Source organism: Pseudomonas sp. PDM14 (genome assembly GCF_014851905.1).
Taxonomy (GTDB): Bacteria; Pseudomonadota; Gammaproteobacteria; order Pseudomonadales; family Pseudomonadaceae; genus Aquipseudomonas.
Map to the genome: position 1 here is coordinate 1,475,363 of NZ_JACVAQ010000001.1, position 17,615 is coordinate 1,492,977.

Consider the following 17,615-nt stretch of genomic DNA (forward strand, 5'->3'; position numbering starts at 1 on the left):
AATAGATCTGTGGATTACTCGTCAGCGTTGTCGTTGCTGTCGCTGTTGTCGCCGTCTTCGCCTTCGGCGGAGTCGGATTCAACGCGATCGCGACGTTCACGACGCTCGCTGCGGTTTTCCTCAGCCTTGAGCATCTCGGACTGGCCGGTAACGGCTTCGTCGCGACGGATGACCAGGTTACGGATCACGGCATCGTTGTAGCGGAAGTTGTCTTCCAGCTCGGCCAGGGCTTTGCCGCTGCACTCAACGTTCAGCATCACGTAGTGAGCCTTGTGAACGTTGTTGATGGCGTAGGCCAGTTGGCGACGGCCCCAGTCTTCCAGGCGATGGATCTTGCCGCCGTCTTCTTCGATCAGCTTGGTGTAACGCTCGACCATGCCGCCGACTTGCTCGCTCTGGTCCGGGTGAACCAGAAAGATGATTTCGTAATGACGCATGAATGCTCCTTACGGGTTGTAGCCTGCCAACAAAAGATGGTCAGGCAAGGAGTGAATGACTCGTTCTGAGCTTGCCGGAAGGTAGGCGCGAAAACGCCTGCCATCACGGCAAGGGGCGACATTCTAGTGAAGCCCCCTGCCAGGCGCAAGGCGAACTGGTGATTATTTGAGCAGCGAGAACAGCGCCTGCATGCCCGGCCGGACACGCAGGCGATAACGCGCAAGCGGCTCAGGCTTTGCCGGCCGCCTTGCGCTGACGCACCGCCTCGAACAGGCAGACGCCCGTTGCGACGGAAACGTTGAGGCTGCTGACGCTACCGGACATCGGTAGCTTCACCAGGTAGTCGCAGTGATCGCGGGTCAGGCGACGCATGCCTTTGCCTTCGGCGCCCATGATCAGCACGGTCGGCCCGGTGAGGTCCTGCTGATACAGCTCCTGCTCGGCCTCGCCAGCGGTGCCGACCAGCCACAGGCCGCGCTGCTGGAGTTTCTCGAGCGTGCGCGCGAGGTTGGTCACAGCGACCAGTGGAATCACTTCAGCAGCACCACAGGCGACCTTGCGCACTGTGGCGTTGAGCGTGGCCGACTTGTCCTTGGGCACGATCACCGCCAGCGCGCCGGCAGCATCGGCGGTACGCAGGCAAGCACCGAGGTTGTGCGGATCGGTCACACCGTCCAGTACCAGCAGCAGCGGCGGGCCTTCGCGACGGTCGAGCAGCTCTTCGAGCATCGCCTCGCCCCACACCTGGCTCGGGCTGACTTCAGCCACCACGCCCTGGTGCACGCCTTCGGCCCACTCATCCAGTTCGCGGCGATCCTTCTGCCCGACGGGCACGCGGTTCTGCCCGGCGAGATCGAGCAGGACCCTGATCCGCGGATCCTGTCGGCTTTCCGCCAGCCACAGCTGCTTGACGCGCTTCGGGTGGTGACGCAGCAACGCCTCTACGGCGTGCACGCCATAGACTTTTTCCAGCGCACTCATGGCTTGGCCTTGCGCTTACGTGGCTTGGCGGACGACGGCGCAGCACCAGCCTTCGGCGGCCCCTTGCGGTGGCTGGACGGCTTTTCGCCGCCACGCCCGGCTGCCGGCTTGCTGCCAGTCTTGGCACCGGACAGCAGCGCTTTCTTCAGGTCGCGACTCTTCTGCACATCGGTATTACCGGCGACAGGCGACTCGCTCTTGCTGCGTCGCCCAGCACGCTCGGCCGGCGCCTTGGCCGCGGCCTCGCCGCGAACGCCACTGCGCTTGCGCCCGACTGGCGCATCGATAGCCGCCTGGGACATCTCGAAGTCGATCTTGCGCTCGTCGAGATCGACGCGCATGACCTTGACCTCGACGCTGTCGCCGAGACGGAAGCTGCGGCCGCTGCGCTCACCGGCCAGGCGGTGATGGACCGGGTCGAAGTGGTAGTAGTCGCCCGGCAGTGCAGTCACATGCACCAGGCCTTCGACGTAGATGTCCTTGAGCTCGACGAACAGACCGAAGCCGGTCACTGCGGTGATCACACCTTCGAAGGTCTCGCCGACGCGGTCCTTCATGAACTCGCACTTGAGCCAGTTGACCACGTCACGGGTGGCTTCGTCGGCACGTCGCTCGGTCATCGAGCACTGCTCACCGAGCTGCTCGAGCGCCGGCTCGTCGTACGGGTAGATGCGCGCACGCGGCATGTTGGTGGCGCCAGCGCGGCGCACGTGCGGCGTATCCAGCTTGGAACGGATCACGCTGCGAATGGCACGGTGCACCAGCAGGTCCGGATAACGACGGATCGGCGAGGTGAAGTGGGTGTACGCCTCATAGTTGAGGCCGAAGTGCCCACCGTTGTCGGCGCTGTACACCGCCTGACTCAGCGAACGCAGCATCACGGTCTGGATCAGGTGGTAGTCCGGCCGCTCACGAATGCTCTGCAGCAGCTTCTGATAGTCCTTCGGCGTCGGGCCGTCCTTGCTCTTGTGCAGGGACAGGCCGATCTCGGAGAGAAACGCCTTGAGCTTTTCCAGGCGCTCCGGTGGCGGGCCGGCATGCACGCGATACAGCGATGGCACTTCGTGCTTCTGCATGAACTGCGCGGTGGCGACGTTGGCCGCCAGCATGCACTCCTCGATCAGCTTGTGCGCGTCGTTGCGCTGGGTCGGGCGAATCTCCGCGATCTTGCGCTCGGCACCGAAGATGATGCGGGTCTCTTGAGTCTCGAAGTCGATGGCGCCACGCTCGTGACGCGCGCTCAGCAGCACCTGATACAGCGAGTAAAGCTGCTTGAGGTCCGGCAGGATCTCTTTGTACTCGGTACGCAGGGCCTTGCCCTCGGCGCTCTTCGGTTGCTCCAGCATGTAGCTGACCTTGTTGTAGGTCAGGCGTGCATGGGAGTGGATCACCGCCTCGTAGAACTGGTAGTCGACCAGCTTGCCAGCCTTGGACATGGTCATCTCGCAGACCATGGCCAGGCGATCGACATGCGGGTTCAGCGAGCACAGGCCGTTGGACAGCTCTTCCGGCAGCATCGGGATGACGCGCTCGGGGAAGTACACCGAGTTGCCGCGCTTGGTGGCTTCCTCGTCCAGCGCCGAGCCGACCTTGACGTAGTGCGACACGTCGGCGATGGCGACATAGAGCTTCCAGCCGCCGGAAAACAGCTTCCAGGCGCTGCTGTTCTTCTCGCAATAGACCGCATCGTCGAAGTCGCGGGCGTCTTCGCCGTCAATGGTGACAAATGGCAGGTGCCGTAGGTCGACGCGCTTTTCCTTGTCGGCTTCTTCGACTTCAGGCTTGAGCTTGCGCGCTTCCTTGACCACCGCCTCCGGCCAGACATGCGGGATGTCGTAGCTGCGCAGTGCAACGTCGATTTCCATGCCCGGCGCCATGTAGTTGCCGACCACTTCGATGATGTCGCCTTGCGGCTGGAAACGCGCCGTCGGCCAATGGGTGATCTTGATCTCGACGAACTGGCCGATCTTGGCATTGCCGGTGCGGCCGGGAGTGACCAGCACTTCCTGCTGGATCTTCGGGTTGTCGGCTTCTACATAGCCGATGCCGCCTTCTTCGAAGTAGCGCCCGACGATGGTTTCGTGCGCGCGCTCGATCACTTCGACGATCGCGCCTTCACGACGGCCGCGGCGGTCCAGGCCGGCAACCCGCGCGAGGACACGGTCACCGTCGAACACCAGGCGCATCTGCGCCGGACTCATGAACAGGTCGTCGCTGCCGTCGTCCGGGGCGAGAAAGCCGAAGCCGTCGCGGTGCCCGCTGATGCGGCCACGGATCAGGTCGAGCTTGTCCACCGGGGCGTAGGTGCCGCGGCGCGTGTAAATCAGTTGACCGTCGCGCTCCATGGCGCGAAGACGGCGGCGCAGAGCCTCCTGCTGTTCCTCGGTGGTCAGACCGAGCTCAGCGACCAGCTCCTCGCGAGCTGCGGGCGAACCACGCTCGGCGAGGTGCTGCAGAATCAGCTCACGGCTGGGGATGGGGTTTTCGTATTTTTCCGCCTCGCGGGCGGCCTCAGGGTCGAGGGATTGCCAATCGGCCATTAAGTGAAATCACCTTTACGCATATATAGATGTGTGTGCCATGTGCCTATTGAAGCGCGAAACGGCACCGGGGTCAGCTTTTCCCGCGACAATAATTTTTTTGCCGTCAGGGGTTTACAAGAAAAAACACCGACCGTATTATTCGCGCCCACAACGTTGCTGAGACGTTGTACCACGGAAACGCTGAGCAATCATTGTTTCCCGTGCCCAGGTGGCGGAATTGGTAGACGCACTAGGTTCAGGTCCTAGCGGTGGCAACACCGTGGAAGTTCGAGTCTTCTCCTGGGCACCACTCTTCAGAAACCGAGCCGCTGGCTCGGTTTCGTTTTTAACGGCGCAGCATGCCGTATCGGTAAAACGATAGAAAGCTGCAAAAAGTCGGTGAGCAATCATCGCAATGTGCCCAGGTGGCGGAATTGGTAGACGCACTAGGTTCAGGTCCTAGCGGTGGCAACACCGTGGAAGTTCGAGTCTTCTCCTGGGCACCACTCTTCAAACAGAACCGAGCCACTGGCTCGGTTTTGTCTTTTCTGCCTTCCCGATTTGCAGAAGCCGCGCCGACAGCGTGCCGGCGCCCTCCTCGTGCTAGACCTTGAACTGAGCGAAGCTCGCCTTGAGCTGCGCAACCAGGCCGTCGAGCACCCGACCACTGGCAGCCGTCTCGCTGACCTCACGGGCCGCGCGCTGCGCCTCGCTGTGAATCACCTCGACCCGCCCGCGCACGGCATTCGCCCCATCAGCCTGATGCGCCGCCGCCCGACTGGCCGCATCGATGGCCTCATGCACTTCATCGACGGACGCCTGAACCGACTGCTGCAACCGCGCACTGTCGCGCAACGCCTGCAGGCCTTCGGCCGCCTGATCGCCCGCCTGACCAATGACTGAAACCGCCTCACGCGCACCTTGCTGCAGCGCCGTGATATGCGCCTGGATGTCGCCCGTCGACTGCTGCGTCTTGCTCGCCAGCGCACGCACCTCATCCGCCACCACGGCAAAGCCGCGCCCGCTCTCGCCAGCACGCGCCGCTTCGATCGCGGCATTGAGGGCCAGCAGGTTGGTCTGCTCGGCAATCGAACGGATGACGGTGAGGACCACTTCGATCTGTTCGCTCTGCCGCGCCAGACGCTCGATCACCGCGGAGCCACTGTCCACGCGCGCCACCAACGCCTCGATCAACCCACCCACCCGCGCCGCAATGGCCGCATTGTCGTGGGCCGCCTGGCGAATCGCCCCCACTCGCTGCTGGGCATCCTGCATCGCCTGGTTTTCCGCCCGCGCCGCGCCAGCCATTTCTTCCAGCGCATGCAAACTGCCGGCAACCTCGTCACGCTGACGTGCCGCCGCCGACTCAGCCGCAGCACTGCGCACACCAAGATTGCGAATCTCCTCGCCGGTGCGCAGCGCCACATCGCCCGCCTCGCGCACGATGGGTTGCAACTTGGCGATGAACCGATTGACTGCCGCCGCCATGTCACCGATCTCGTCGTGGCTGTTGAGCTCTACGCGCCTGGTCAGATCGCCCTCACCCGCCGCCAAATCGTCCAGCGCCGCCTCCAGCAGGCGCAGCTTGCTGAGCACACGCTGGCCGAGCACCAATGCCAGCACCAGGAGAACACCAAGACCGACCAACACCAGGCCCAGCCCGATATTCCAGCGCAGACCAGCAGCCGCATCTTCTACTGCGGCGCGACTGCCGACGCTCATGCCGGTTGCAGCCTCGCGCGCCGCGGAAAGGCGCGCCGCCAGCGCGGTGCCACTCTCGGCCACTGCACCGCTGAGGCTGTCGGAAACCAGCTCACCGGCATCGCTGGTCAGGGTCAGGAAACGCTTGTCCAGCGCCGCCAGCTCATCATCGACAGCCGCAGTGGAGATACCCAGCAGTACCTTGCCGATTTCCGAACCCATTGGACTGATACCGACTTCAGTGACATACACCGACGCATCACCACGCGCCGCGCTGATCACCTTGTCCAGCGCTCCCTTGCCTTCGCCTTTGACGAGCAGGGCCTGCACACGCGGATCCTGCCGATTCACATGACGGGTCAAGCGCTGCCCCTGGGCATCGGAATAGACCACGAACAGCACTGCCGGATTGCGGTGCGCCATGCGCACCAATTCGGTCAGCGCGGGCACATCGTTATCCCAGATGGCTTTCGGCGCCACGGCCGCCAGCAACTGCGCGGAATCGTCAGCGGACTGCTTGAGGCTGCGCTCCAGCACGCCGCGCATCTGCCCCTGCTCTTCCTGCAGGCGCGCCGCGAGGCCAGCGTTCAGGCGCTCACGCGTCTGCCCGGCAAGACTGGACAGGCCACCCTGAACTTCGGCGCTGGCCGCCTGCAGTTCGGTCGCCAGGCGCTCGGTGTCACTACCGAGGCGACGATCGAGGTCTTCGACCAGACCGGCGATCGTGCCCCGAGTCAGGGCAACCGCCACCAGAACCTGCACCAGCAAGGCAACACCCAGAGCAATGAATACCGGCAGCAACAGACGACTGCGCAGCAATGCGAGAACCGAAGACACGGCGACTACCTCTCCAACATCCGCCACGGAAATGGCGGCAACCTCAGGAATGTATAGCCCACAGCAAGGGACGTGCCGACCAGACGCCCGCCTGCGGGCAGCACAACGAAAAGAGGCCGCACAATGGCGGCCTCTTTCGCACCCAGACGGGAATCAGGCGAAGGGATGACGCAGAACGATGGTTTCGTTGCGATCCGGCCCAGTGGAAATGATGTCGATCGGCGCACCGACCAGCTCCTCCACGCGCTTGATGTAGGTACGAGCCGCAGCCGGTAGCTCTTCCAGGCTCTTGGCGCCCAGCGTCGACTCGCTCCAGCCCGACAGCTCCTCGTACACCGGCTGCAGGCCAATGTAGCTGTCGGCGTCGGTCGGCGCATCGACCAGCAGGTTGCCTTCGGCATCCTTGTAGCCGGTGCAGATGAGGATGCTTTCCAGACCGTCGAGCACGTCCAGCTTGGTCAGGCACAGGCCGGAGATGCTGTTGATCTCGATGGCGCGACGCAGGATCACGGCGTCGAACCAGCCACAGCGGCGGGCGCGACCGGTGGTCGAACCGAACTCGTGACCACGCTTGGCCAGGAAAGCCCCGGTTTCATCGAACAGCTCGGTCGGGAACGGACCGGAACCGACACGGGTGGTGTAGGCCTTGGTAATCCCGAGGATGTAATCCAGGTACAGCGGGCCGAAACCGGAACCGGTGGCGGTACCGCCAGCGGTGGTGTTGGAGCTGGTGACATAGGGATAGGTGCCGTGGTCGATGTCCAGCAGCGAACCCTGGGCGCCTTCGAACATGATGTCCTTGCCGGCGCGACGCAGCTCGTGCAGATCGGCGGTGACGTCGGTCATCATTGGGCGCAGCAGCTCGGCGAACTCCATGCACTCATCCAGAGTGGACTGGAAGTCGACCGCCGGCTCCTTGTAGTAATTGACCAGCACGAAGTTGTGGTAGTCCAGCAGCTCGCCGAGCTTGGCGGCAAAGCGCTCGCGATGGAACAGGTCGCCAATGCGCAGACCGCGACGTGCCACCTTGTCTTCGTAGGCCGGGCCGATGCCACGGCCGGTGGTGCCGATCTTGGCATCGCCGCGCGCCTTCTCGCGCGCCTGGTCGAGGGCCACGTGATAGGAGAGGATCAGCGGGCAGGATGGACTGATACGCAGGCGCTCGCGCACCGGCACACCCTTCTCTTCCAGCTTGGTGATCTCGCGCATCAGGGCGTCTGGGGCAACCACCACACCATTGCCGATCAGGCAGCGCACACCTTCACGCAGGATGCCGGACGGGATCAGATGCAGTACGGTCTTTTCGCCATCGATGACCAGCGTGTGGCCGGCGTTGTGACCGCCCTGATAGCGAACGACGGCAGCGGTCTGCTCGGTCAGCAGATCGACGATCTTGCCCTTGCCCTCATCACCCCACTGGGTGCCCAGGACCACGACATTCTTACCCATAACACGATTCCTCTTTGCGCAAGCTCGATGCCGACCAGGGCCGGCGGAAAATCAATCAGGACGCCAGAGGCGCCACCTGCCAACGTCCTTCATGCAACTGCAAGTGGCGATCACAGGCCGCCTCCGCTGCTGCATCAATCTCCTGTCCAGGCAACGCCTGCACCACGCGCACGCCTTCACGGCGCAGACGCTGCACAGCCCGCCACAGATAAACATCATGTACATCCGGCGCCCAGACGCCCGGTGCCGGCTCGTCGAGCAGCATGTCACCGAGGCTGACCAGGGTTTTCAGATCGGTCGAGAACCCCGTTGCCGGACGCGCGCGGCCGAAATCGGCACCGATGTCGTCGTAACGACCGCCCTGGGCGATCGACTGGCCGACACCCGGAGCGAACGCAGCGAACACCACGCCGGTGTGGTAGCGATAGCCACGCAGCTCACCGAGATCGAAATACAGCGGCAGCTCCGGGTAACGCAGCTCCAGCTCATCGGCAATGGCGACCAGCTCATCCAGCGCCGCATGCACCTCGCCCGGCGCCTCGACCAGGCAGGCCTGCGCCAGCTCCAGCACATCGCGACTGCCGCACAGCTCCGCCAGTGAACGCAACATGCTGGCCAGCGAATCAGGAAGATCGGCGGTCAGCGCCGCGACCTCATCGACCGCCTTGCGCTGCAATGCATCGAACAGCTGCTGCTCGACTTCGCCGGAAAGATTGGCCGCACGCGCCAGGCCACGGTAGATGCCGACATGCCCGAGATCCATGTGCACGTCGGGCACCTTGCCCAGCTCGAGCATGTCGAGCATCAGGCTGATGACTTCGACATCGCTCGCCGGACTAGCATCGCCGTACAGCTCGGCACCCAGCTGAATCGGGCTGCGCGAGGTGGACAGCGCACGCGGCTGCGCATGCAGCACGCTGCCGGCGTAGCACAGGCGGCTCGGGCCTTCGCGACGCAGAGTATGCGCATCAATACGCGCCACCTGCGGCGTGATGTCGGCACGAAAGCCCATCAGGCGACCAGACTGCGGATCGGTCACCTTGAAGGTGCGCAGATCCAGATCCTGGCCAGCTCCAGTGAGCAGGGATTCGAGGTATTCAATATGCGGGGTAACAACGAACTCGTAGCCCCAGCGCTGGAACAGATCCAACACCTGACGGCGTGCCGCCTCGATACGTGCAGCTTCGGGCGGGAGTACTTCTTCGATGCCATCTGGCAGCAGCCAGCGGTCTACCGTTGCCATTTCGCCATTCCCCTCTTGGTCCGGGCGGCAAGCCTTCAGTGAAGCAGATGCAGGAGAGCGAATCCCAGCAGCATGCTGGATGGCCCGTGGCACTCAGCTGGCAACATGCAGAAGTCGCATCAGCCGTGCAAACGTCCTGCGCCAATGCCGCGGATAGAGAAAAGACAGAAGCCTTTCCGAGCGACATCAACCGTAAAGCGATGCCGAATTCCTGCAACATGGTTCCTGCAGACGCAAAAAAGCCGGGCTTTTTACCCGGCTGGCTCATGATAACACGTTTTCCCCGACGGTCACCCCGACGGGCCGAATGGCCACGCCGGAGTGCGTCGATTCAGGGCTTGGACTGCTGCAGATAGCGGAAGAATTCGCTCTCTGGATCAAGCACCAACACATCACCCTTGCTGGAGAAGCTTTCGCGGTAAGCACCCAGGCTGCGATAGAAGGCGTAGAACTCCGAGTCCTGGCCATAGGCCGCAGCGTAGATGCCGGCCGCTTTCGCGTCGCCATCACCGCGCACTTCTTCCGATTCGCGGTAGGCCTCAGCCAGCAATACACGCTTCTGCCGATCGGCGTCTGCGCGAATACCCTCGGCCAGCTCCTTACCCTTGGCGCGGTGCTCGCGAGCTTCGCGCTCACGCTCGGACGCCATGCGGTCGAAGACGCTGCGATACACCTCTTTCGGCAGGTCGATTGCCTTCACGCGCACGTCGACCACCTCAATGCCCAGTTCCTTCTGCGCCATGGTGTTCAGCGAGCTGGTGATGGCCGCCATCAGGCTGTCACGCTCGCCGGACACCACCTGATGCAAGGTACGGGTACCGAACTGGTTGGCCAGTGCGGAAACCAGACGCTGCGACAGGCGATCGTCGGCAATCTGCTTCATGCCCGAGGTCGCGGTGTAGAAGCGCTCGGCGTCCGCCACACGCCACTTGGCGTAGGCATCGACCATGACCGCTTTCTTTTCTTGGGTCAGGATGCGCTGGATCGGCGACTCCAGCGTCAGCAGGCGCGCATCGAACTTGCGCACCTGGTTGACCACCGGAATCTTCAGGTGCAGACCCGGCTGTACATCGGCCACCTGGATCTTACCGAAGCGCAGCTGCACCGCTTTTTCGGTCTGGGTAACGATGTACAGGCTGTTCCACGCCACGACAGCAAGAATTACGGCCCCGATCAGGGCAAACAGCGATTTATTGCTCATCAGCGGCTCTCCCTCGAACGCAGATCACGCTGCTCCAGATCGTTGATGATGCGGGTAGCCGTATCGCTGCTTGTGGTCGATGCGCTGCTGGAACTGTTGTTGCCACTGCGCCCCTCGATCATTTTGTCCAGCGGCAGGTACAGCAGGTTGTTCTGCCCGTCCTTGCCGGTCACCAGCACCTTGCTGGTGTTGCTCAGCACCTGCTGCATGGTGTCGATGTACAGGCGCTGACGCGTGACCTCCGGCGCCTTACGGTATTCGGCAACCAGCTTGCTGAAGCGATCCGCCTCACCTTCTGCGCGCGAAACCACTTCATCACGGTAACCGTTGGCGTCTTCGATCAGGCGCTGAGCCTGACCGCGCGCCTCGGGCACCACGCCGTTGGCATAGCTTTCCGCCTGGTTCTTCTCGCGCTGCTCGTCTTCACGGGCACGGATCACGTCGTCGAACGCATCCTTGACCTCAGCCGGAGCCGTGGCGCGCTGAATGTTGACCTGGGTAACGGTGATACCGGTGCCGTAGTTGTCGAGGAAGTCCTGCAGACGCTTGCTCACGTCGACCGACATCTTCTCCCGACCTAGAGTGATCACTTCATCCATGGTGGTCGAACCCGCCACGTGGCGCAGCGCGCTCTCGGTGGCGTGTTGCAGGCTCACTTCCGGCTGATCGACGTTGAGCACGAAGTCTTTCAGGTTGCTGATCTTGTACTGCACGGTGAGCGGTACTTCGACGATGTTCTCGTCCTCGGTCAGCATTTGCCCCTGCTTGGTGAAGGAGCGCTCACGAGTAACGTTTTCCTGGAATTTCTTGTCGATCGGCGGGAAGTAGATGTTCAGACCCTGCCCCACCGTTTCGTGATACTTGCCGAGACGCAGGATCACAGCCTGCTCCTGGGCATCGACGATATAGACGGCATTCCACAGCCAGACCAGGAACAGCAAGCCGAGACCGATGCCGAGCAGGCCGAAGCCGCCGCCACCCTCACCGTTGCCGCTGCGTTTTTTGCCGCCGCCGAAGATGCCGTTGAGGCTCTCCTGCAGCTTGCGGAAGGCTTCGTCGAGATCAGGCGGTCCTTGCCGGCCACCGCCTTTGCGGCCACCCCAGGGATCCTGATTGTTCGAATTGCCACCCGGCTCATTCCAAGCCATAGCGCTCTCCATCTGATAAAGCAAAGACGCGCCCGCGGCGCGCCGCCCAATGCTACAGAATGCCTGCCTTGCGCCGCAAAAACGATGGTGCAGGCTTTATTGCAAAGTGTGTTGCTCGATAAATTCCTGCGGCTGCCAGCCAGCACGACTGACCAGCCGATTCAACTCCACGCGCGGCAGACGAATCGCCAGCAGGATATCGCCTGCTTCGTCGTGCGCCTCGCTTTGCACCGCATTCAATTCGAAGAACTGTGCACGCAAGCGCCCCAGTTTCTGCGAGAGGCGCAGCGTGCCGACGAACAGGTCGTCACCGAGCAACTCGGCGACCGCCTGACGCAACAGGTCCAGCCCCTTGCCTTCGCGCGCCGATAACCAGACGCGCTGCGGCTTGCCATCGGCATCGCGCTGGATCTGCGGCTCGACGCCGTCGACCAGATCGATCTTGTTGTACACCTCGAGCATCGGCAACTCGTTGGCGCCGATTTCGCCGAGCACCGCCATCACCTGTTCGATCTGCTGATCACGCTCCGGCTCGTGCGAGTCGATCACGTGCAACAGCAGGTCGGAGTTGCTCGATTCTTCGAGGGTGGCACGAAAGGCCTCGACCAGCTTGTGCGGCAGGTGACGAATGAATCCCACCGTATCGGCCAGCACCACGGGACCAAAATCATCCAGTTCGAGCCGGCGCAGCGTCGGGTCGAGCGTGGCGAACAACTGATCTGCGGCATACACCTCGGAAGTGGTCAGCGCATTGAACAGCGTGGACTTGCCGGCGTTGGTGTAACCCACCAGCGACACCGATGGAATATCCGCACGCTTGCGCCCACGCCGTGCCTGCTCACGCTGGCTGCGAACCTTTTCCAGGCGCTGCTTGATCTGCCGGATGCGCACACGCAACAGGCGGCGGTCAGTCTCCAGCTGGGTTTCACCCGGACCGCGCAGGCCAATACCGCCTTTCTGCCGCTCAAGGTGAGTCCAGCCGCGCACCAGGCGCGTGCTCATGTGATCGAGCTGAGCCAGTTCGACCTGCAGCTTGCCTTCATGGGTACGCGCCCGCTGGGCGAAGATATCGAGAATCAGACCGGTACGATCAAGCACCCGGCATTCAAAAGCGCGCTCAAGGTTGCGCTCCTGGCTGGGTGTGAGGGTGTGGTTGAAGATGACCAGATCGGCCGCTTCGGATTTGACCAGGTCACGCAGCTCTTCGACCTTGCCACTACCGACCAGGTACTTGGCGGTAGGCTGATGGCGCGAGACATTGACGAAAGCCGCCATGTCCGCACCAGCAGAAAGTGCAAGCTCGCGAAATTCCTGCGGATCTTCGCGCGCCTCGGGATTCTGACCTTCCAGGTGGACGAGAATGGCTCGTTCACCACCTCCGTGGCGCTCAAAGAACAAGGCAGGCTCCCGTCAAATGTTGCCCGGCTCGGTCTGCTCGCCTTCGGTAGCACTTGGCAGCCGTACTGGACGACTTGGGACAACGGTGGAAATAGCGTGTTTGTAGACCATTTGGCTGACGGTGTTCTTCAGCAAAATAACGAACTGGTCGAACGACTCGATCTGGCCCTGCAGCTTGATGCCGTTGACCAGATAGATGGAAACCGGTACGCGTTCCTTACGCAAGGTATTCAGGTAAGGGTCTTGTAGCGAATGCCCTTTTGACATGTGCCGCACTCCTGTAGGGGATCAAAAGTAGTAAAGCAAAAATGGCTTATGCCGTATCACGCTCAAAACGAGGATAGACGACCGCCGAATAGGTCTCACTTCAATATGGAGACCGAGTTCAGGTATTTCAAGGCGAGAGGCAGATTGTCATCAGACAGGCTGTCCAGCCAATGCAGCTGTGGCCAGCTGCGTAACCAGGTGAACTGCCGCTTCGCCAGTTGGCGTGTCGCGATGATTCCCCGCTCCGTCATCTCGGCGTAGCTAGTTTTGCCATCCAGGTGGTCCCAGGCCTGGCGATAACCAACCGCACGAATCGACGGCAGGCCTGCGTGCAAGTCACCGCGCAGGCGTAACGCTTCGACCTCTTCGATGAAGCCCTGTTCCAGCATGCGCTCGAAACGCAAAGCGATTCGGGCATGCAACACGGAACGCTGCAGGGGCGCAACGGCGAGGTGCGCCACAGTATAAGGCAAACGTGCCAAGGCTGGCGCGTCTAACCCGCTATTTTCAGCGGTTTGCCGCTGCCGGTGTGCGGTCATGCTCAAACCGCTGACGCGGTACACCTCCAGCGCACGAATCAGGCGCTGCGGATCGTTGGGATGAATGCGCGCCGCCGACTCGGGATCGACCTCCGCCAGCTCGCGGTGCAGTGCAGCCCAGCCCTCGGCAGCCGCGCGCGCCTCCAGCTCTGCACGCACCTGCGGATCGGCGCTGGGCATGTCGGCCAGGCCGTCCACCAGTGCCTTGTAATAGAGCATGGTGCCGCCGACCAGCAGGGGAATGCGCCCGCGCGCGGTGATATCGGCCATCGCGGCCAGTGCATCGGCGCGAAACTCCGCAGCCGAGTAGCTCTCGGCAGGGTCGCGAATATCGATCAGGCGATGGGGATACCGCGCCAGTGTCTCGCGATCCGGCTTGGCCGTGCCAATGTCCATGCCACGGTAGATCAGCGCCGAATCGACACTGATCAACTCGCAAGGCAGAACATCGGCCAGGGCCATCGCCAGATCGGTCTTGCCGGCAGCGGTGGGGCCCATGAGGAAAATGGCGGGTGGTAGCGAAGGCATTTGGGAAGCGCTCCAGGCGCGGCGCGGGATCTAGCGGCCGCGCAGGAAAAGCTTGTCCAGGTCGTCCATGCCCAGCTGCGTCCAGGTCGGACGACCGTGGTTGCACTGGCCGCTGCGCTCAGTCTGCTCCATATCGCGCAACAGACCGTTCATTTCAGGCAGGGTCAGGCGTCGGTTGGCACGCACGGCGCCGTGGCAGGCCATGGTTGCCAGCAGCTCGTTGAGGTGCGCCTGAATACGGTCACTGGTGCCGTATTCGAGCAGATCGGAGAGCACATCGCGCACCAGCTGCGTGGCCTCGGCCTGCTTGAGCAGCACCGGGGTCTGACGGATCGCCAGGGTTTCCGGGCCCAGGCGCTGCAGCTCGAAGCCCAGGCGCTGGAACCATTCACCGTGCTCTTCGGCACAATCGGCCTCGCGTTGGCTCAGGGCAATCGATTCAGGCACCAGCAGCGGCTGGCCGCGCAGCCCCTCACTGGCCATTGCCGTCTTCAGGCGCTCGTAGGTGATGCGCTCGTGCGCCGCGTGCATGTCCACCAGCACCATGCCCTGCGCGTTTTCGGCCAGGATGTAGACGCCCTTGAGCTGCGCCAGCGCGTAGCCGAGCGGCGGGATATCGCCCTGGCTCTGTGGCAGCCCGGCAGGCATCGACTCCGGCATCGCCGTGACGTACTCGCGGTAGGCGGCCTGCGCCTCGCCGGTGGCGAACACTGGTTCGGGGCGCGGCGCCTGGTAGCCCGCGCCGGCCGAACGCCACACCGATGTTGGCGGCGTCACCTCCAGCACATTGGCCGCCAGCCCCATTTCGCCTTGCGGGCCGAACTCGCCGGCCGCCTGGCCGGTAGGTCGCACCATCTGAGCAACAGCCGCCGGCGCTGCCAACTGATCTTCGGGGCGCACTTCACCCAGGGCGCGATGCAGGGTGCCGTAAAGGAAGTCGTGAACCATGCGCCCGTCACGAAAGCGCACTTCATGCTTGGTCGGGTGCACGTTGACATCGACCACGCCCGGATCGATCTCGAGGAACAGCACGAACGTCGGATGGCGACCATTGAACAGCACGTCGCGATAGGCCTGGCGCACCGCGTGGGCGACCAGCTTGTCGCGCACCATGCGGCCGTTGACGTAGAAGTACTGCAGATCGGCCGAGCTGCGCGAGAAGGTCGGCAGGCCAACCCAGCCCCACAGGCGCAAGCCGCCGCGCTCGATCTCGATCGGCAGCGCCTGCTCGAGAAATGCAGGGCCGCAAACCGACGCCACGCGGCGCGCGCGACTGACTTCGTCCGGCGCCTCGTGCAGGGCGAACACCGTCTTACCGTTGTGGCGCAGGTGAAAAGCCACGTCGAACCGCGCCAGCGCCAGGCGCTTGATCACTTCCTGCAGGTGGTCGAATTCGGTTTTCTCGGCACGCAGGAACTTGCGCCGCGCCGGGGTATTGAAGAACAGGTCGCGCACTTCCACGGAGGTGCCCACCGGATGCGCGGCCGGCTGCACCCGCGCCTCCATGTCGCGCCCCTCTGTCTCAACTTGCCAGGCCTGGTCGGCGTCGGCGGTGCGCGAGGTCATGGTCAGGCGGGCGACGGAGCTGATCGAGGCCAGCGCCTCACCACGAAAGCCCAGGCTGATCACGCTTTCCAGGTCTTCGAGTTCGCGAATCTTGCTGGTCGCGTGGCGCGCCAGGGCCAGCGGCAGATCCTCGGCGGGAATACCACCGCCGTCATCGCGCACGCGCAGCAGCTTGATGCCGCCCTGCTCGACCTCGACGTCGATGCGCGTCGCGCCAGCGTCGAGGCTGTTTTCCAGCAGCTCCTTGATCACCGACGCCGGGCGCTCGACCACCTCGCCCGCGGCAATCTGGTTGGCCAGCCGCGGCGTCAGCAGCTGGATGCGTGCCCCGCCGCTCACGGCTGCGCAGCCAGGGAGGTCGCCGGTATCCGCAGGACCTGGCCAACCTTGATGGTATCGGTCTTCAACGAATTGGCGCTGCGCACCGCAGCCAGGCTGACCTGATAGCGCTGAGCAATCAGCGCCAGGCTCTCGCCGGAGGTGACCACATGCTCGCGCGGCCCCGGCGCGATCTTGCCCGAGTCACGCAGCCAGGCCACATAGGTGCCAGGCGGTGGATTCTGCTGAAAGAACTGCCGCACACCGGCGGTGATCGAGCGCGCCAGCGCCTGCTGGTGGCCACGGCTGGCCAGCTTCTTGGCCTCGTTCGGGTTGGAGATGAACCCGGTCTCAACCAGGATCGATGGGATGTCCGGCGACTTCAGCACCATGAACCCGGCCTGCTCCACGCGCCGCTTGTGCAGCGGGGTGATGCTGCCCATGTGGCCGAGCACCTTCTGCCCGACATTGAGGCTGGAGGACAGCGACGCGGTCATCGACAGGTCGAGCAGCACGCCGGCGAGCATGCGGTCCTTGTCATCCAGGCTGACGTTGCCGGCTCCGCCGATGAGGTCGGACTGGTTCTCGCTGTCGGCCAGCCAGCGCGCGGTTTCCGAAGTAGCGCCACGCTCAGACAGGGCGAACACCGAGGCGCCGAAGGCAGAGGAGCGCGGCGCGGCGTCGGCGTGAATCGAGACGAACAGGTCGGCGCCCTTCTTGCGGGCGATCTCGGTGCGCTTGCGCAGCGGGATGAAGTAATCGCCGGTACGCACCAGCTCGCCACGGAACCCCTTCTCGGCGTTGATCTGCCGCTGCAGTTCCTTGGCAATCGCCAGGGTCACGTTCTTCTCGAACACACTCTTGTTCGGACCCAGCGCGCCGGGGTCTTCGCCGCCGTGGCCGGCATCGATGGCAATGACGATTTCACGCTTGCCGGCCGGGGCATCCGGCAGCTTGACCGCCGGCACACTCGGCACCACCGGCTCGGGGATCTGCGCCGCCGCACCACCAGCGCCACTCGGCGTCGGCGGCGTCACCGGCGCGACGATGGAGGCACCAGCGGCATCCTGATCGAACAGGTCGACGACCAGGCGGTGGCCGTACTGCTGGTTCGGCGCCAGGGTGAAGCTCTTCGCAGTGACCATGGCGGACAGATCGAGAACCAGGCGCAGGTCGGTCGGCGACCGCTGCGCCGAACGCACGGAGGTGATCGGGGTATTGCTCAGGGACAGCTTGTCCAGCGGCGCGGCTAGCTGGGCGCCGTTGACGTCGATGACGATGCGATTGGGCGCAGCCAGGGTGAACACGCTGTGCTGCACCGGGCCGGACAGGTCGAATACCAGGCGGGTGTTATCCGGGGCACGCCACAGGCGCACGCTACGCACTTCCGTCGCGGCCAGCACGTCGACGGCCAGCGCCGCCAACAACAACCCTACTCCGCTGAACAGCGCGCGCATGCGCATAGCCTTCCCCACTTTT

The 17,615-nt window shown here is 63.5% G+C and carries 13 protein-coding genes, 2 tRNA genes and 1 pseudogene; 2 read left to right on the forward strand and 14 right to left on the reverse strand.

Annotated elements, in window-relative coordinates; translation table 11 throughout:
• Nucleotides 1–14 precede the first annotated feature (14 nt).
• The 3 genes from rpsF to rnr all read right to left on the reverse strand — a co-directional run bounded on the left by rpsF (nt 15) and on the right by rnr (nt 3,959).
• Nucleotides 15–437, reverse strand: a complete 423-nt coding sequence (rpsF, locus tag IB229_RS07030) for a 30S ribosomal protein S6 (protein WP_192326312.1) — start codon at nt 435–437, stop codon at nt 15–17.
• A 229-nt stretch (nt 438–666) separates the two neighbouring features.
• Complete coding sequence (gene rlmB / locus IB229_RS07035; protein ID WP_192326314.1) at nt 667–1,419, reverse strand: 23S rRNA (guanosine(2251)-2'-O)-methyltransferase RlmB; 753 nt, start codon at nt 1,417–1,419, stop codon at nt 667–669.
• Nucleotides 1,416–3,959, reverse strand: coding sequence for a ribonuclease R (gene rnr, locus IB229_RS07040; RefSeq protein ID WP_192326316.1), 2,544 nt, complete (start codon nt 3,957–3,959; stop codon nt 1,416–1,418). The genes rlmB and rnr overlap by 4 nt, the downstream gene beginning before the upstream one ends.
• Nucleotides 3,960–4,164: 205 nt before the next feature.
• Between rnr and IB229_RS07045 the strand changes: the two genes are divergently transcribed.
• Nucleotides 4,165–4,251 (forward strand) — tRNA-Leu (locus IB229_RS07045).
• A gap of 109 nt (nt 4,252–4,360) precedes the next feature.
• Nucleotides 4,361–4,447, forward strand: a tRNA-Leu gene (locus IB229_RS07050).
• Between the two features lie 97 nt (nt 4,448–4,544).
• On the opposite strand, the gene IB229_RS22210 is transcribed toward IB229_RS07050, so the two are convergent.
• The 11 genes and pseudogenes from IB229_RS22210 to IB229_RS07100 all read right to left on the reverse strand — a co-directional run bounded on the left by IB229_RS22210 (nt 4,545) and on the right by IB229_RS07100 (nt 17,611).
• Nucleotides 4,545–5,429, reverse strand: coding sequence for a methyl-accepting chemotaxis protein (locus IB229_RS22210; protein WP_412547790.1), 885 nt, complete (start codon nt 5,427–5,429; stop codon nt 4,545–4,547).
• Nucleotides 5,403–6,188: pseudogene (locus tag IB229_RS22215) on the reverse strand (HAMP domain-containing protein); the annotation flags it as partial. The pseudogene IB229_RS22215 and the gene IB229_RS22210, both read right to left, overlap by 27 nt.
• 444 nt (nt 6,189–6,632) lie before the next feature.
• On the reverse strand, nt 6,633–7,928 hold the full coding sequence (locus IB229_RS07060; protein ID WP_192326320.1) for an adenylosuccinate synthase: 1,296 nt from the start codon (nt 7,926–7,928) through the stop codon (nt 6,633–6,635).
• 55 nt (nt 7,929–7,983) lie between these two features.
• Entirely contained in the window at nt 7,984–9,171 is a 1,188-nt protein-coding gene (locus IB229_RS07065; RefSeq protein WP_192326322.1) for an ATP phosphoribosyltransferase regulatory subunit, read from the reverse strand.
• Nucleotides 9,172–9,502: 331 nt separating this feature from the next.
• Complete coding sequence (gene hflC / locus IB229_RS07070; protein WP_192326324.1) at nt 9,503–10,372, reverse strand: protease modulator HflC; 870 nt, start codon at nt 10,370–10,372, stop codon at nt 9,503–9,505.
• On the reverse strand, nt 10,372–11,520 hold the full coding sequence (hflK, locus tag IB229_RS07075; protein ID WP_192326326.1) for an FtsH protease activity modulator HflK: 1,149 nt from the start codon (nt 11,518–11,520) through the stop codon (nt 10,372–10,374). The genes hflC and hflK overlap by 1 nt, the downstream gene beginning before the upstream one ends.
• Before the next feature lie 96 nt (nt 11,521–11,616).
• Nucleotides 11,617–12,918, reverse strand: coding sequence for a ribosome rescue GTPase HflX (hflX, locus tag IB229_RS07080; RefSeq protein WP_192326328.1), 1,302 nt, complete (start codon nt 12,916–12,918; stop codon nt 11,617–11,619).
• Nucleotides 12,919–12,930: 12 nt separating this feature from the next.
• Nucleotides 12,931–13,185, reverse strand: a complete 255-nt coding sequence (gene hfq, locus IB229_RS07085) for an RNA chaperone Hfq (protein ID WP_173209726.1) — start codon at nt 13,183–13,185, stop codon at nt 12,931–12,933.
• Nucleotides 13,186–13,280: 95 nt separating this feature from the next.
• Nucleotides 13,281–14,252, reverse strand: coding sequence for a tRNA (adenosine(37)-N6)-dimethylallyltransferase MiaA (gene miaA / locus IB229_RS07090; protein WP_192326330.1), 972 nt, complete (start codon nt 14,250–14,252; stop codon nt 13,281–13,283).
• A 30-nt stretch (nt 14,253–14,282) separates the two neighbouring features.
• Nucleotides 14,283–16,157 (reverse strand): DNA mismatch repair endonuclease MutL, encoded by a 1,875-nt coding sequence (gene mutL, locus IB229_RS07095; RefSeq protein WP_192326332.1) that lies wholly within the window; start codon nt 16,155–16,157, stop codon nt 14,283–14,285.
• Nucleotides 16,154–17,611, reverse strand: coding sequence for an N-acetylmuramoyl-L-alanine amidase (locus tag IB229_RS07100; RefSeq protein WP_318652087.1), 1,458 nt, complete (start codon nt 17,609–17,611; stop codon nt 16,154–16,156). The genes mutL and IB229_RS07100 overlap by 4 nt, the downstream gene beginning before the upstream one ends.
• Nucleotides 17,612–17,615 lie beyond the last annotated feature (4 nt).

Excerpts from the sequence above, each read along its gene's own strand:
- rpsF (WP_192326312.1), bottom strand. The coding sequence starts at position 437 with ATGCGTCATTACGAAATCATCTTTCTGGTTCACCCGGACCAGAGCGAG.
- rlmB (WP_192326314.1), bottom strand. The coding sequence starts at position 1,419 with ATGAGTGCGCTGGAAAAAGTCTATGGCGTGCACGCCGTAGAGGCGTTG.
- rnr (WP_192326316.1), bottom strand. The coding sequence starts at position 3,959 with ATGGCCGATTGGCAATCCCTCGACCCTGAGGCCGCCCGCGAGGCGGAA.
- IB229_RS22210 (WP_412547790.1), bottom strand. The coding sequence starts at position 5,429 with ATGGCGGCGGCAGTCAATCGGTTCATCGCCAAGTTGCAACCCATCGTG.
- IB229_RS07060 (WP_192326320.1), bottom strand. The coding sequence starts at position 7,928 with ATGGGTAAGAATGTCGTGGTCCTGGGCACCCAGTGGGGTGATGAGGGC.
- IB229_RS07065 (WP_192326322.1), bottom strand. The coding sequence starts at position 9,171 with ATGGCAACGGTAGACCGCTGGCTGCTGCCAGATGGCATCGAAGAAGTA.
- hflC (WP_192326324.1), bottom strand. The coding sequence starts at position 10,372 with ATGAGCAATAAATCGCTGTTTGCCCTGATCGGGGCCGTAATTCTTGCT.
- hflK (WP_192326326.1), bottom strand. The coding sequence starts at position 11,520 with ATGGCTTGGAATGAGCCGGGTGGCAATTCGAACAATCAGGATCCCTGG.
- hfq (WP_173209726.1), bottom strand. The coding sequence starts at position 13,185 with ATGTCAAAAGGGCATTCGCTACAAGACCCTTACCTGAATACCTTGCGT.
- miaA (WP_192326330.1), bottom strand. The coding sequence starts at position 14,252 with ATGCCTTCGCTACCACCCGCCATTTTCCTCATGGGCCCCACCGCTGCC.